This is a genomic window from Streptomyces sp. NBC_01233 (assembly GCF_035989305.1).
Classification (GTDB): domain Bacteria; phylum Actinomycetota; class Actinomycetes; order Streptomycetales; family Streptomycetaceae; genus Streptomyces.
In genome coordinates, this window is the sequence record NZ_CP108514.1 from 7,923,780 (window position 1) to 7,938,713 (window position 14,934).

13 protein-coding genes and 2 pseudogenes are annotated in these 14,934 nt (G+C 69.2%); 2 read left to right on the top strand and 13 right to left on the bottom strand.

Annotation, left to right across the window (positions count from 1 at the left end; genetic code table 11):
- Window positions 1-9 precede the first annotated feature (9 nt).
- Window positions 10-921: pseudogene (locus OG332_RS37070) on the bottom strand (IS5 family transposase).
- A gap of 22 nt (window positions 922-943) precedes the next feature.
- A complete protein-coding gene (locus OG332_RS37075; protein ID WP_327417526.1) occupies window positions 944-1,732 on the bottom strand; it encodes a class I SAM-dependent methyltransferase in 789 nt (262 codons plus the stop codon).
- Window positions 1,733-1,881: 149 nt separating this feature from the next.
- On the opposite strand from OG332_RS37075, the pseudogene OG332_RS37080 reads away from it, so the two are divergent.
- Window positions 1,882-2,031 (top strand): annotated as a pseudogene (locus tag OG332_RS37080) (IS701 family transposase); the annotation flags it as partial.
- 88 nt (window positions 2,032-2,119) lie between these two features.
- A complete protein-coding gene (locus OG332_RS37085; protein ID WP_327417527.1) occupies window positions 2,120-2,842 on the top strand; it encodes a DUF5677 domain-containing protein in 723 nt (240 codons plus the stop codon).
- A 72-nt stretch (window positions 2,843-2,914) separates the two neighbouring features.
- On the opposite strand, the gene OG332_RS47980 is transcribed toward OG332_RS37085, so the two are convergent.
- From OG332_RS47980 to OG332_RS37145, 11 genes are all read right to left on the bottom strand, one after another.
- A protein-coding gene (locus OG332_RS47980) for an IS630 family transposase (RefSeq protein ID WP_442816267.1) occupies window positions 2,915-3,999 on the bottom strand; the annotation gives its coding sequence in 2 pieces (ribosomal slippage) (window positions 2,915-3,553 and window positions 3,556-3,999; 1,083 coding nt in all).
- Between the two features lie 244 nt (window positions 4,000-4,243).
- Window positions 4,244-5,629: a DUF317 domain-containing protein gene (locus OG332_RS37100; RefSeq protein ID WP_327417529.1), complete on the bottom strand. Its 1,386-nt coding sequence runs from the start codon at window positions 5,627-5,629 to the stop codon at window positions 4,244-4,246.
- Between the two features lie 58 nt (window positions 5,630-5,687).
- Window positions 5,688-6,806, bottom strand: coding sequence for a DnaB-like helicase N-terminal domain-containing protein (locus tag OG332_RS37105; RefSeq protein WP_327417530.1), 1,119 nt, complete (start codon window positions 6,804-6,806; stop codon window positions 5,688-5,690).
- Entirely contained in the window at window positions 6,806-8,041 is a 1,236-nt protein-coding gene (locus tag OG332_RS37110; protein WP_327417531.1) for a DNA cytosine methyltransferase, read from the bottom strand. Before OG332_RS37110 ends, OG332_RS37105 begins: the two co-directional genes overlap by 1 nt.
- Before the next feature lie 273 nt (window positions 8,042-8,314).
- Entirely contained in the window at window positions 8,315-9,202 is an 888-nt protein-coding gene (locus OG332_RS37115) for a hypothetical protein (protein WP_327417532.1), read from the bottom strand.
- Between the two features lie 62 nt (window positions 9,203-9,264).
- Window positions 9,265-10,131, bottom strand: coding sequence for a hypothetical protein (locus OG332_RS37120; RefSeq protein ID WP_327417533.1), 867 nt, complete (start codon window positions 10,129-10,131; stop codon window positions 9,265-9,267).
- 372 nt (window positions 10,132-10,503) lie between these two features.
- Window positions 10,504-11,181 (bottom strand): hypothetical protein, encoded by a 678-nt coding sequence (locus tag OG332_RS37125; protein WP_327417534.1) that lies wholly within the window; start codon window positions 11,179-11,181, stop codon window positions 10,504-10,506.
- Between the two features lie 104 nt (window positions 11,182-11,285).
- Complete coding sequence (locus OG332_RS37130) at window positions 11,286-13,076, bottom strand: type IV secretory system conjugative DNA transfer family protein (RefSeq protein ID WP_327417535.1); 1,791 nt, start codon at window positions 13,074-13,076, stop codon at window positions 11,286-11,288.
- Between the two features lie 149 nt (window positions 13,077-13,225).
- The gene (locus tag OG332_RS37135; RefSeq protein ID WP_327417536.1) at window positions 13,226-13,654 is read right to left on the bottom strand and encodes a hypothetical protein; all 429 of its coding nucleotides are present in this window, start codon (window positions 13,652-13,654) and stop codon (window positions 13,226-13,228) included.
- A gap of 84 nt (window positions 13,655-13,738) precedes the next feature.
- Window positions 13,739-14,575, bottom strand: a complete 837-nt coding sequence (locus tag OG332_RS37140) for a DUF317 domain-containing protein (RefSeq protein ID WP_327417537.1) — start codon at window positions 14,573-14,575, stop codon at window positions 13,739-13,741.
- Complete coding sequence (locus OG332_RS37145) at window positions 14,572-14,919, bottom strand: hypothetical protein (RefSeq protein WP_327417538.1); 348 nt, start codon at window positions 14,917-14,919, stop codon at window positions 14,572-14,574. Before OG332_RS37145 ends, OG332_RS37140 begins: the two co-directional genes overlap by 4 nt.
- Window positions 14,920-14,934: the final 15 nt, after the last annotated feature.

Below are 14,934 nucleotides of genomic sequence, written 5' to 3' on the forward strand. Positions count from 1 at the left end.
TCCATATCGCTAGGGGGTGTCTGATAAATGATCACGGACTGGTTTCGCGGAGCCAGAGGATCAGCGAGGCCAGGACGACTCCGGCGCGGTAGCGGTCGGCGAGCTTGTCGAACCTGGTCGCGATCGCGCGGAACTGCTTGAGGCGTGCGAAGCATCGTTCGACGACGTTGCGGTCGCGGTAGACCTCCTTGTCGAAGGCGGGCGGCCGGCCGCCGAGGCGCCCTCGGCGCCGACGGTTGGCCGCTTGGTCGCGGCGCTCGGGGATCGTGACGGCGATGCCGCGGCACCGCAACAGGTGCCGGATCGCCCGGCTGGAGTAGGCCTTGTCGCCCAGGACCCGGGCGGGTCTCGTGCGCGGGCGGCCGGCGTCGGCTCTCGGAACGCGGATCCCGTCGAGGACCTGACCGAAGGCGGTGGCGTCGTTGACGTTGCCGGGCGTGAGCACGATCGACAGGGGCAGGCCCCGGCCGTCGACGGCGAGGTGGACCTTGGTGGTCAGCCCGCCTCGGGACCGGCCGAGGGCCTGGCGCGTCTGCGAGCGGCCCGGATTTTCCAGTTCGTCCCCGTCTGCGGCCCCTTTTTACGTGCGCCGGCGGCGTGCTGGTGGGCACGGTTGACGGTGGAGTCGACGGCGACGGTCCACTCCACCCGGCCCACCGCGTCGTCGCGGACCTGCACATGCTCCAACAACCTTGCCCACGTGCCATCCGCCTCCCAGCGGGCGAACCGCTCGTAGACGGTCTGCCACGGCCCATACCGCTCCGGCAAGTCTCGCCACGGAGCCCCGGTCCGCAACCGCCAAAGCACACCATTGACCACCTGCCGGTGATCACGCCACGGACGGCCACGCCCGTCCACCTGCGGCAACAAGGGCTCTATCCGCTCCCACGGCGTGTCCGTCAACTCACCTCGACCTGCCACAAGATCAATTATCAGACAGGCCTTAGTCGGCCTGCAGGACGAAGAACAGGAAGCACAGGAAGCGCGGCTTGGCCGCGATGGCCTCGGGGAACATCTCGCGGGCGGCGGGATCAGGCTCCGGCTCGCTGATGACCGTAATCCGGAAACCGGCCCCGATGAAAGCCTCGATCATCGCGTGCAGCGGCCTGTTCCACCTGCTCACCAGGGCGGTATGGCCGCCAATGGTCCACTCCACGGTCCATTTGGTGGTGTCGAAGTAGTTGTGCTCGGCCTCGCGACCGGCCTCGCGGTGTATGAGGTTGATGGCAAAGGGATGGTCGACAGATGCGATCAGCCGACCGCCGGGCCTGAGTACGCGTCGCAGCTCGGCCAGCGCCGGCCCCCAGTCCTCCAGATAGTGCAGCACCAGGGACGCCGTTACATCGTCGAATATGTCATCAGCATAAGGAAGCGGGCTGCCCAGGTCCGCCACCTGCAGGTCCGCACCGTCGCCGAGCCGCCGCCGAGCCAGCTCCAGCATCCCGGCACTCGTGTCGAAGCCACTCACAACGGCGCCACGGTCGCGCAGCGCGGCAAACAGGGCCCCCGACCCGCAGCCGGCGTCGAGAATCCGTCGGCCGGCCACGTCTCCAGCGAGGGCCAGCATCGCGGGCCGCTCGTAGTAGGCATTGACCAGGTTGGTTTCGTTTGCGGCCGCGTACGCCTCGGCGAAGCTGTTGTAGTCGTTGGTCTTCGACGGTTCCGCACTCACTGCGGACGGCGAGACCAGCTTGGTGGAGATCGCGTGCTCTTGGCGCTCACTTGAGATCATGGTGCGGGAGACGTGTGCTGCACCAGTTCAGTTCCGGGCCGCTCCCGACGGCCCTCACATCCTTCGAGATCCAACGAGCCGTTCGTTCCCGAGTTCGTCCAGCACCGCCCGGTGCGGCCGACGCCACAGGCCGGCCTCGGTCCATACCGACCTGCACCGAGACCCAACGCCTGTTCACCACCCTGACCAGCCGGGCCCACGACCTCGCGCACCGACTCCGCTGGTCACACTGGCGACGCCGACATCAGGCCCGCGCCCGCGACTGCCACTACCGACGGCAAGCAGCCGCCCAGCCATGAAGATCACGATCTACGGCTGGAGTACTAGGCGCCCCGTCGGCACCTCAAGTAGCCTGCGGCTCCCGTCGAGTGAGACTGAGGCGCCACAGTGACCGATCCGACCCCCGAGCAGTGCCGCGAAGCCATACGCGAGATCATCGACGACTACCGCAAGGCCACCTCGGCCCCCACCCAGGAACGCAAGCGCCGCGTCGTCCTCATCGGCCACGGCTGGTGCGCAGAGATCCATCGCATCGCTGAAGCCGTGCTCACGCTGATCGATAACGGCCACCGCCACGAATCGCTGGTCCTCGTGCGTACCGCCTGGGAAATGACCATCAGCCTGCACTGGCTGAGCCAGAAGGGCGATAAAGGCGCCGAAGGCGTCTTCTTCGAGGGGGCCCGCCAGTCGAAAGCCCTCGTCAAGGACATGACGACTGCAAGTTTCAGCGTTCCCCAGGCCGTCCTGGACGCGACACAGCAGCTGCCCGTCGACAAGACCGAGGAATGGGAGACTTTCAAGAGGTTCCAAGCCCAGTGCGATGCAATCGACCCCAAGAGGGATCTGTACACCGTCTACCGCTACTTGAGCGGATCCACCCACCCCAGCGAGCACTCCGCATTCGCCTTCCTCGACCCCCGAACCGAGCCGCTGGGCCTGCTCATGAAACCGAAGAGTGGACTTCCCGTCTCGGAAGTCACCATGGCCCAATGCCTGATCTGGGCCGGGCGGGCCTTTGACTCGCTGATCAGCGGGCAGCCCCGCAAGCAGTTCCTCAAGCAGAAGGCGCGTGAACTCGGTCTCGTCCCGGTGCTGCCGCACGTCAACTAGTGTCCTGCGCCGGAAATCCATCGGTAGATCTGCGGCGTCGCCGGTGCCGAGTCTCGGCCGCCGATCAGGCAGTTACTGAGGTTGTAGGCGTGGTGTCGGCAGTGTGAGTCCGGTCCCGGTGAGGCATCCGTCGATGATGTCGCTGCGGTACTGGATCTGGCGGAGCCCGTATCGCAGTCGGCGAATGAGGTGCTCGGGATCGGTGAAGGCGGTGTTGGCCTGGCTGGTCCGGCGGAGGATCGACCAGATGCTTTCCACCGGGTTGAAGTCGGGTGCGTAGGGCGGCAGGTGGTAGGCGTTGATCCAGTCGTGCGCGTCGATGAAGGCCCGCATGCGGCGGTCTTTGTGGACGTTCAGGTTGTCCCAGATGAGGACGATCGGCCCGTCCAGCTGCTGGTGGGCGGCTATGAGGAGGTCGCGGTACTCGGTCCAGGCGAAGCTCTTGCGGCCGCCGCTCTTGTGGTCGGTGTGTCGTTTGGGCCGGTAGATCAGGCGGGATCGTTCGCCGGGTTTGTAGCAGCACAGGGCGGCGATGGAGAAACGGCGCTGGGAACGGCCTCGGACCCGGATGACCGGAGTGGATCCGCGCCGGCTCCAGGTGCGGATGGTCGGCGGCGTCATCGAGAATCCTGCCTCGTCCTCGAAGACGATCCAGGCCCCGAGCGCCGCCGCGGTGGTTCCAGGTGCGGCCACACCTCCTTCACCCAGCCGACCACCGCCGCCTCGTCCCGCTCGACGGCACGACGGGCCGGAACCTGGTGGCTCCAGCCACGGCGCCGGAGCATCTGGGAGATGCCCGACAACGTCATGCTCTTGTGGAACCGCCGGCCGATCAGCGTCTTGATCCTGGCCAGCGTCCACCGCTGATCCGGCCAGCCGTGAGCGATCGGGCCTTTGGCCAACTCCTCCTCTAGTACGGCAAACAGCCCATCGCTCAGCTTCGGATGCGACGCCGGGCCACGGGAACGAACCGCGTCCTGGCCGTCCTCCCGCCAGGCCCGCCGCCACCTCTGGACGGACCGGACACTGACCCGTAACTCCTTCGCGATTTCGGTGCTGCCCCGCCCGTCGGCGAACATCGCGACTGCTTCCATCCGGACCCGCTCACGGAATGCTTGCCTCTCCGCGGTCAGACCCCCACCCTGCGGATACCTCATACCTCCGGCATACCGCGACGATCACCAACCGTCAGCCCCTACGACAACACGACTTCAAGGTCAGTAGAGGCATGCCGGAACTGTCCACGAACTTCCGGGGCAGGACACTAGCCGAGCGTCTCGGCCTGCATGGTCGGCGGAGTTGCTGTCGCTGATGGTGGCGCAGGGCTCGGGTACTTAGTCGGCTCCGGTTGCGCCCGCCATGGTTCGTGAGGGCGGACGTCTTCCCATGGCGGGCGCCCATTCAGCGCCTGGAAGCCGGGCGGTGCGATGTGGCCGGGGGTGGGACCGCAACCGGCGGATGGATGAGGCTGGGGGCTGCGCCGGTGGCGCGGAGTGAGGGCGGCCCGTTGCTGTAGCCGTGAGCGAGTTCAAAGGTGACGTCCTGGATGAGGGACGTGGGGGCGTGTGTGGAGAGGTGGATGGCCCATGTGGGGTTGTCGGCCGTGTTTCCGCCCCAGATGGTCCAGGCCGGCAGCGGGTTGCCTTGCTTGACGTGGGTGTCGAAGCGGAGACCTGCCCCGTCGGCCGTGGGTGCGGTCCAGTCGATCAGCCGGGCTCCGCATTTCAGAGGCCAGCCCGTGTCTTCGAGGGGGCGGGATGCTTGGGCGAGGTCTTCCTCCTTGACGGGGGTGGCGGGGCCCAGGCCCCAGGAGTCCTCGGTGCTGAGGCCGTCGAGGAGGACGCGGATGATCTCGACCGGGGTGGTTGGGGTGGCGGTAGCGTGCCAGAGGCGTTCGCCGACGGGCGATTCGTAGGCGGCGATCGTCCAGAGGCTGTCGCCTTGGGCTGCGCCGTGAAGGAACTCGACGCGCAGGGTGAGGGATTCGTGGCTGGCGATGGTGGTCTCGTCGTGCGGGCGCCATTTCTCCCATTCCCCGTGGGTCGCGAAGAAGTCGTTGAGAAGGGCTTCGTGGTCGCCAGGACCGTTGGCATACACGGGTACCAGCTGTGACACCTCCTCAGCCGCGGGGGTCGCCGGCGCTGCTGCAGGTGCTGTGGACGGCGGTGCCGTGCCCAGGGCTTCGTTGGCGGCTTGCTCGATGTCGGTGAGAGGGGCTGGTCCGGGGCGGACCGCAACGGTGTGGCGGCGATGGAAGTCGGCCACTGCCTCGGCCTCGGAGGCGTAGTCCGTCTCCTCCGAGCGCAGGTGGTCTTCTCCGTGGAGGTGGACGCTCTTGCCTCCGGTGTAGGTGCCCACTGCGAGGGTGGTCCAGTTGTCACGGGCGTGGAGGTGGATGACGAGGCGGCCGGAGGCGATGTCGTCGTGGATCCGCTGGGCTTCACCCGTGGCCTCGCGGATCTCCTCCCGGGTCAGCCACTTCCAGTGCGTTGGGGCGTTGCCGTAGGTCCACTCGGTGTCGATCTCCTCCTGGAGGGCGGCGGTGATCTCCACGATTGCTCCGCTCTGCCGGAGGGCGAAGGCGGCCTTTTCAGCGTGGTGGGGTTCGTCGTGGTCGATTCGGGCCAGGACCATGCTGTCGTTGCCGGTCGGGCGGAATCCGTACTCGGAGAGCACGGCGCGGGCGAGGTAGCGGTCGGGGGTGCTGATAGTGGCGATCACGGCGCTGCTGTGGTCAGGGTGGAGGGCCAGGCGGACGTTGTGGGTGTCGGGTGTGGCGTGGGGCATGTGACTCGCTTCTCGGGTCCGGCCGACGGGTGGCCGGCCGGACCCGGGTGGGGTGGGCTTATCGGGAAGACCGCGGGGAGGCGGCTGGGGCGCTGGTCCGCGGGTGGGAAGGACCGGCCCGGGAGGCCGGGACTGGTGGGCGTGCGGCGGTCGGCTGGCCTGTGGCGTGCTGCCAGCGGGCCCGGACCCCGGCGAGGTGGGCGAGGGCCCGACGACTGCCGGTGATCACCTGGTGTGGGGAGTTCGTCAGGTCCTGAGCGAAGGCTTGGACGTGCAGGCCCGCGAGGTACGCGTGGCGCAAGAGGGCACGTCGCAGGATCTGCTCGCCCCAGTGCTCCGGCGGTCCTGCCGGGGTGTCCAGCAGCTCTAGGACGTCCTGCGGGCCGAACGCGGGCGTGAGCAGACCGTTCTGCTGTGCCTCCCAGAGCACGGTCACCTTGTCGACCGGCTCGCCCCGGCTGGCCAGAGAGGTCAGGCACCGGTACAGCCCCCCGTACAGCGCGGTGGTGAAGTCCTCCGGGCGAAGCCACCGCATCGACGCCAATGCCGCCGGATACGCGGCGGCCGTCGACAGCAGCAGCTGCTCCTCCCCGGCGGATTCAGGGCCCTCCTGGTGGTCCTGCGGTGCCGGCGGAGGGGTGCGGGGCAGTGAGCCGGGGTGGGAGGGGAAAGAAGAGGCCAGGTGATCGAGGAGCGCGGTGAGAGCGTCCGCGCGGCGCAGCGTCACGGCGGCGGGGTTGGGGAGCCCGGGGTCGGTGGCGGCCTGGACGAGGTGGCCGGCGTGCATGAGGACGGTTCGTCGGGCGTGGTCGGACCGGACCATCCGCGCGTAGGCGGGGGCGTGGGCGGGATCGGGGCAGGCGCCAGCCAGGGCGTGGAGGTAGCTGGGGGTCAGCCCGCGGGCGTGAGGGCGTGCGTGGGCGAGGACGGCTGTGATCCACACCGGCTCCTTGACGTGGAGGTCCGGGGGCGGTGCGGTGAGCGTGGCCATCGCCGCGAAGAGTGCCCGGTGGTTGGCGGAGGCGAAGCGACCGGGGTCGAGGGGGCCGATCGTCTTGATCCGGTGCGGGTCGAGGAGAAGGGCGCCGAGAAGGGCCTGCTCGGCGTAGTAGACGGGTGGATTCGGCGGGATGTCCGCCAGGCCGAACTCCGGGTCGGGCCGCGGGACGATGGGCATCAGGCGGCCAGGATGAAGTCGGCACGAGTGAGGCTCTTCCCGAGATGCGGCGCCAGGAGGTGGCCGGCCAGCAGGGGCGGGACAGCGTTGCCGATCTGGCTGAACTGCGCTCCCTTCGTGCCGGCCCACGGATAGCCCGCGGGAAAGGTCTGCAGCGCCCCTGCTTCGGCGGCGGTGATCCGGATGGGATCGGGAGCGGTCGCCTCCCCGCCGGTAGCGGTGCCCGCGGGTTCCGCGACCCACACGCACTCGTTCGCCCGGTGCCCGAAGAACAAGGTCCCGGCCGGCTCGTCGATGGCGCGGATGGTGGCGTTGGCCTGGTTGTTGCTCCGGAGCGACCAGGCCCAGGGGTGCCTCCCGCAGATGCAGGCCGGAGAGTCGGAGCGGGACGGACGCGTTCGCTTCCGCTGGGCGGCGGGGCGCGAGGTGGGGGGCTTCCAGGTGCCGCGGTCGCGGGCATCGGTGAGCGTCTTGCGGGCCCCGGACGGGAAGGGCTCCGGCCCTCCGCCCGGGCCGCCGCCTGCGCAGACCGTCGGGACGGGACGGTCGGTGGCTCCCCAGCCGAGCGCCTCCGCCATGGACACCCACTTCTCGCGACCCGGGCCGAACAACGACTCGGGCTCGGCAGTCTGGGCATGAGTCGGCGTCGGCGGTTCGGCCACGCGGATCCGGGAGGCGATCAGGATCGCCCGTCGCCGCGTCTGCGGAACACCCCAGTCGGCGGCGTTGAGAATTCCGGTCCAGGCGGAGAAGCCCCAGGTCCTGAGGATGGCGGCGTACTGTCGCCACAGAGGCAGGACGTCCGGGACTTCCTCCATGAGGACCCACTCCGGCTCGCCCACCGAGTTCAGGGCATGGAGATAGCGCATGGGCTCCGCGGCCAACAGGGACCGGGGGTCCTTGCACGCGGCCAGGAGCTTCGCCCTGGTGTCACGGCCAGCGGCGAGGTCCGCGACGGCTCGGTGGACCAGCGGCTGGTCCACCAGCCCGAGCCGCCTGCCGGCCACGGACCACGCCTGACACGGCGGGCTCGCTATGAACCCGTCGGTGCGGCCGACCAGTGGCCCCACCGGGTACATCGCCACATCGGTGCGGATCGTCACCTGCCCAGCACGCGCACGGGTTTTGCACGCCCACTCGTCCCACTCCAGGCCTATGTCCCGAACGCCGAGGACTTGCAGGGCGTGGCTCCAGCCCCCCGGACCCGCGAAGAGGTCAAAGACGTAGCGCCTCACGCCGCCAGCCCCGCGCCGCCCTGGACGAGCTCCGTGCGGACGCTCCAGCCGCGCCAGGCCCATGACAAGCGGCTATGGGCCGCCCCCTGTTCCAGCTCTTCTAGATCGGTGTCGGATGCCTCAGCGGCGATCCCTTCCGCGAAGGAGGGCGCGACCCAGGATGTGGGCTCAGCGAGGGGGCGGTCGTGGTGGCGGGGGTTGTCCAAGGGGGATTCCAAATGTGGTGCGGGCGCTGGATCTGACCACGGCGCGTAGGCAGGAGAGAGGGCACGGTCAGCGGACTCGTGCCGGTGATGCGGAGGAGCGGGCGGGCCGAGCGGTCGGGGTTTCTGGGGCAGAGGTGTGGGGGTGATGTCCGAGGAAGGCAGCCACAGACAGTGCTCCGCTGAGGGTGAGGCGGACGCGGTCGCGGGGAGGACCCCCGTCGAAGGCGGGAGGTGCCCCGGCGGCCTCGATGGCGATGAGTCCGCTGGCTTCCAGGACGCGCAGCGTGTCGACGCGCACAGAGCCGTCGCGACTGTGGACGTACTCGCGCCCCTGCGGTCGGCCGATCACGACGTGCCCTCGCGCGGTTGCGTGAAGTGCGGTCCGTTCGGCGGGAGTCAGACCGTCAGCTGCCGTGGTCGTGGGGGCCCTGCGGCGCTGCATCTCCAAGGCGACTGCGCTCGCTGACTCGACGGCCGCGGCTGGAGCCAGAGCGGTCAGCTCACGGGCAAGCTGGATCTGGCGCTCGATCTCTCCGCCCCGGGACGCCGGCTTCGACGGCGAAGCCGGTGCGCCGAGCAGGGCCTTGGCCTCGGCGAGGTGCCGGACCGCCTGTCCGGTGAGAACAGCGAGTTGCTTGATCCGGACTGCGGCCTCGGTCAGCGCGACGTTCGCGTACATCGGCTGGTCCTCGATGGCCTGGACAGCCTCCAGGCACGCGCTCACCAAGATCTGAGCGGACACGTGCCCGCGCGCGGCACCGTAGGTCGGGCGGAGCCGGGCCATGTGGTCGTTGTACTGGGTGAACTGGTCGCTCAGCGCGAGCAGACGTACCACTGGAGAGGGCTCGTCGGGGATGGGCGGCGGGGCAGGGGCCGCGACGGGCAGGGAGGCGGCGGGGGCGGGTTCGGGCGGCGAGGGTGTCTCGGGGAGGGAGAAGAGGACGTCTTCGGTCAAGAGCACTGGCCTTCGGGGGAGGGCCGTCGTCAGGTGGGGCGCTCCGCTACGGGGTGATCAAGTCAGCGAGTTGGGGCGGGGCCTGGACGACGCGAGGGGGTGGGGGGTGCCGGCATGGGCGCGGGTCCGAGACGGTGAAGAAGGCGGTGTCCGTCGTCGGTGAGGTGCAGGCGCTGTCCCGCGTGCAGGCTGGTGCTGCGGTCCCGCTCGATGAGGCGTTTCTCAAAGAGGGAGTTCACCGAGCGCAGGGTGATGTTCTCCGGTGATCCGGCAGTCACGGTGGGCTGTTTCCCGGGCCACTGCCAGTACGTGACGGTGCTGGTGTGGACGAGGTGCAGGGCGCGGTGCTGGGGGCTGGTCAGCTTCGTTGTGATCGGAAGTTGACGGGCCGTGTCGAGGGCCTGGAGTCCCCGTTCGGTGGGGCGCAGCCTCTGCCCGGCGGCGAGGCTGCCGCTGGCGTCCAGACAGATCAACTGCTTCTCCGTGAGCGAGTCCACGGTTCCGGGGGAGATACGGTCGCCGCTGCCGGTCCAGACCCGTCGGTGGTTGCGCCGGTCGTGGGAGAGGAGGACTTGGTCTTCCGTGATGAGGCGCAGGGCCTGGTGCTCTGCCCAGTTCAGTTCTGGCAGCGGCGCGGGTTCGGCCGCGCGGGCCGCCTCGCGCAGCGCAGCGGTCTCGGTGAATGCGATGGCGTTGTGGCAGGCGGCGCGGGCGGCGGGGATTATCGCGAGAGTGGCCGCGATCCACCCGTCGAGGTCTTGTCGGTGGGTGGCTGGCCGGGCGGACATCTGGCCGGTGACCGGGTCGGGGATGCCGTCGATGCGGTGGTACTCGGCGGCGATTGCGACTGCGCCGGCGATGCGGTTGGTGATGTCGGCCGAGCGCTTGGCGAGCTGCCCGAGTGCTTCAACAGCGTGGTGTCCGGACACGGTGGTGTGCGCGTACGGCTGCTCGGAGGCGGCCAGAAGCAGTGCGAGTGCGGCGGTGGAATGGCCCTGGGCGGTGGCGTACCAGGAGGCGAGTTCTGGCAGTGCCGGAGTTCCAGCGACGGGATGCGCGCTGTCGAGAACCTCACGGAGGGTGCCGTAATCGCGGGACAGGGCACGAAGGCGTTCGATGGCATGAGCGGCTTCGGTAGGGGGTGAACTCAGGACAGCTCCAGGAGGCAGAGGAAAGCACGACTACGTGCGGGATGCGGGCGGGAGCCGAGCTGGCCGCCGCGCCCGGACCACACCGAAGCCGGGTGGTCCGGAGCGAGGCCGATCAGCGACTGGTGAGCCCCGATCCCCGGTGGCGCGGAGCTATCGACGGGGGGCCGGCCGCGGTGCGGACTGCGCAGGGGGCGCGGCGGGTAGGGCCGTTACCGCGCTGGCATGGACCGTGATGTTCAGGTGTTGGTGATTGGGTGCCTGATCGGCGACGTCCAAGTCCCATGACATGGCATCCGCGGTATTACTGCAGGTGTTGGCGCTGCGTTCGAGCAGATTGGATCCCTCAGCAAGGTGCCACGCCATCGTGTACTCCGCCTCGAAGTGACGGATAAGGGGGCGGTATCCGTTCGGCCTTGAGGGCGGTGCGGGGATCTCCGTGTACGGGTTGGCGCTTAGCGCGACGGCCAGGTTGGAGGTAGCCAGCGAGGAGTCGCGGACGAGCCCGGAGACCCTTTCCAGGACGGAGTCGCGGCAGGGCATCGACGCGTACTTGCTGCTGTCCAGTACCCCGAGGATTTCGCCTGCTTCGGCCGTTAGGGCCAGTCCTTGGAGGAGCAGGGGGGTGATCTTGCGCTGGGCGTCGGTATCAACCGTGTAGGAGAGTCCGCGTACCTCGGCGCAGAGGTTCCTGAACACGTCTCCCAGGTCTGCCAAGTTCCCGAGCGGGGCGCTGAGATCCTCGCAGAGTTGGTCGTACTCCTCCACGGTGAGTTCCCGGAAGGTCTTTACCGGCACGGTGTGCTTGGCTTCGGTGATGAGGGTCTCCAATGGTGGCGGTGCCGGGCCCGGCGGGCGTGTCAGCCGCAGCTGTGCCGGGTCCCGACTGGGGTGTGTGGTCAGGGCGGACGAGGGCTGGATGGGGAGTTGCCGAGTTACGCGGCGGTCCCGAAGTCGGACTGGCCCGGTGTCACCTTGGCGATGGCTCGGGCGGTGATGGCCTTCGAAGCGCGGGCGGAGGCGGCGGACAGCTCGCTGGCGCCGGGCTCCAGGTACCAGGGGCGCATGTCGAGCATCGCGGGGCGCATGCCGGTGGCGAAGAGGAGGCCGGACCCCTTGGGGAGGGCGCGGATGGCGTCGGCCGGCAGGATCCGCTCCTGCCGCATGGAGACCGACGTGGACTTCCCGGAGTCGGAAGTCGAGGTGGAGGTGGTCTCGACGTCGTGATCGCCGATCATCCGGGACAGCTTGTCCGCGAAGTCGGGGTCGTCGATACCGCTGCCGATGACCTTGATGGTGGAGGCGCTCCACATGGCGTCCATACCGGCATCACCCCAGACGCGCTGCCCCTGCCGGTAGGACTGCAGGATCGTGATGGGGATGATGCCGCGGCTGCCGAGGTGGGAGTACAGGTCGGGCAAGTCTGAGATTTTGCAGACGTTTGCGGCCTCGTCGAGGACGCAGATCATGGGCGGGTCGAGCCGCCCGCCGGCGCGCTCGGCCTGGGCTGTCGCGGTGCGCATGACGGAGTCCGCGCAGGCTGCGATGAGGGCGGAGGCGCCGCCGCCGCCGTCCTTGCTCAGGAGGAACAAGGTGTCGGTGCTGGTCACGAAGTCGCGGGGCTTGAATTCGTCCGCGTCCTTCTGTGGGGTGACCCACTTCGCGATGTCGGCGTTGAGGAGGCAGGCGGCGTATTGCCTGCTGGTTTCGAAGATGCCGTCTCGTGTCTCCGGCGGCCCTTCCACGGTGCCCTTGAGCTGGGAGGCGACGGCGGTGAAGCCGTGGTCGCGCAGGAGGTCGAGCGGGGTTCGGTCGGCGGGGAATGCGAGCCAGCTCATGACGTCGGTGATGGGGCGCTGGTCGAGTGCGGCCGCGAGGAACAGCTGGCTCAGCACGTTGGAGGCGGCCTTGGACCAGAAGTCGCCCTGCTGGCTGGCATCGACGGCGGCGGTCAGGAAGTGGCCGGCGAGGCGGCCGGCCCCTTCGAGGCTGTCGGCGTCGGCGAGCGGGTTCCACCACATGGTCCGCTCCGCGTGGGCGATCTGCTGCGGGTCCATCGACCAGGTCCGGCCCACCGTGCCGCGGGCGTCGAGGCAACAGGTGTAGGCGTCGCCGGCGGCCTTGTTCGAGGTCAGGAGGACTGGGCCGGGGGCGGACAGGATCATGGGAATGGCCAGGGTGGTCGTCTTGCCCGACCGGGGTGCCATGATCGCGACGGCCACGTCTTCGAAGTTCATCCGGACCTCGGTACGGCTCCCGGCGATGTTACCGAGGAGGATCCCGGTGTCCTTGGGCGCGAGGTTCTTGACCTCCTTCAGGCTGGGACGCAGTGATCGGGCCTTGCCGTTGAGGGACTTGGCAAGAAGGGGTTCGATGTCCCGGGCCTTGGCCATCCCCACGACCTTCTTCTTCGTCCCCCCGCCGGCGCGCTTCTTCCACAGGCTGAGTGCGACGAGTGCGAGCGTGGCCAGGAGGACCCCGGGGACGATGAGACGGCCGATCACAAGGGCGGTGCTGCCGGTGGTGGGCCACAGCCGTTCCGGGTGGAGGAGAGCGTTGGCCGGGTCGTACGGGGCCCAAGCGCCTGCACCGGTCAGCCAGGTGGTGCTGTTGGCGCCCAGCCAGGCGAGGTTGGCCCAGGGGATGGCCACGGCCAGGGCGCCGAGCAGCACCTTGAAGGCCAGGTCGGTGAAGTCGTTGGAGGAGTCGGGTCGGTTGGGCGGCAAGCGGAGGTCCTAGGAGGGTTGGTTCAGGGACGGTTCGGCGGTGCGGCACGGCGGCGGGGAAGCGGGGGCAGTCCGGGAATGCGGGCTGCGGGAGCGGTGAGACCGCGCGCGAGAACGTCGAGCTGGAGGATCGTTTCTGCATCGCGGGATCAGAGGGACAGGTACGGCCAGGCGGCGTGGTTGCGGCGCTGGAGGGTTGCTTCGTACTCGGCTCGCGTATCGGTGTCGCGGGCGAGGATCCCTTCGCGGTCCACCAACCACTGGGCCTGGAGTTCGTCCAGGCGGCGGGCTGCGTCGCGCAGGCCTGCGCAGAGGGCGGTCCATGAATCGGGCAGGACATCCGCTGGCAGCCGTATGGCCTGGATCTCGGCGACGGTGACCAGCTGCCCGGTGCTGTAGGAAATCTTCCGGAACGCCTGCCACGTGGCTGCGTGCGCTGCGGTACTCGTGACCGATGGTTCTTCGGTTCTGTCGCGGGGGTTGTCCCGTGCTGGTTGGAGGTGGGCGCGACTGTCGCGTACGTACACGGCCAGTTGCTGGAGGCGTAGCCGGTGGAGATCGGTGGGGGACAAGGCCAAGGGGAGGGGTGTCCTTCGAACGGCAGGGGAGTGGGGTTCCCGGAGGGGGCGGGCACGGGGTGCCGCGCCACCCTCCGGGATCAGCTACCGGCGGCGGCCCGTCGCCGCGGCAGTTGCGGCCGGGGCGGGCGAGTACGGCCGGGCGGACGGCAGCTTGGCTGCTCGGGCGAGGGCTCGGGCCCCGGCGCGCGCCGCGTCCAGGCGTGCGACATGGGCTTCCACGATCTGGGGCCCGGCGGCGAACACGGCGCCCTCAGTCGCTCGGTAGTGGGCGCCTTGGTCGTGTGAACCTCGGAGCAGGGCGGCCGGGTTGGCGAGCTCCTTGATCAGGCCGGCCATGACGTGCGTAGGGGTGGTTTGGTCAAGGGCGGCAGACCAGACCGTTTCGACCCCGCCGCCGTAGGTCTCCTCGACGGCCTGGATCCTCCACCAGAAGCGGTCGTCGTCCCGGCTGTCCGACCCGAACTGTTGGATCTTCAGTCCCTGGCCGGGTGCTGAGGCCTCGCGCCCGTGGGGACCGTCGCTGGCGTTCCATCCGGCGGCAGCCAGCGTCTCCCACAGGTCTGGTGGAGCGTGGGCGGGGGCTGGTCGGATGAGGGAGTCGGTCAGTCCCGCGATGATCTCGACCGGGGCGTTGCGGGTGAACCCGGCGTGCCAGTAGTCGGGCACGAACATCAGGGCGCTGCCCACCGACCACGCTTGGTGTGGTGAGAAGGGGGCGAGGACGAGACCCAGTGAGCGGTCGGGGCTCGTCAGGGAGACCTGCGGGAGACCGCGGTCACCATCGTGCTTCCAGCCCGCCGCGCGCAGGCTGTGCGTGATGTGCCGTGGGTCCCCCGCACCGGCCAGGTGGCGGGGGCTGACCTCGCAGTGGAACTTGCCCTTCTTGTCTTCGATGAAGGCTCGCAGTTCCTCGTTCACAGGATGCTCTGGCCCCGGAAGGGAGTCGTGCGCAGCCGGCTGACGTCGAGGTGAAGGATCGTCCAGTCCTGGATGTCGTTGGCCGCGAGCGTGAGCCACTGGACGGTGTGTTCGACCTGCGGGCTCCACGGGACGGGTGCCTGCTGCACCAGGTAGCGGGAGGTTGCGCGGAGGGCTTCGGAGAGGCGGACGAGGACTCCGTGATCCTCGTCGAGGAGGACGGCCGCCAGGTCCAGGGCCTGTTCGGGGGCGGGGCCCGATCGCAGCTTTGCGGTGAGCTTCAGGAGCGTGTTCGCGGCCTCCTGGAGCTGCTCGGGCGTGATGTCGGTGGTGCTGTCGGGCATGGGCGTCCTGTGGTG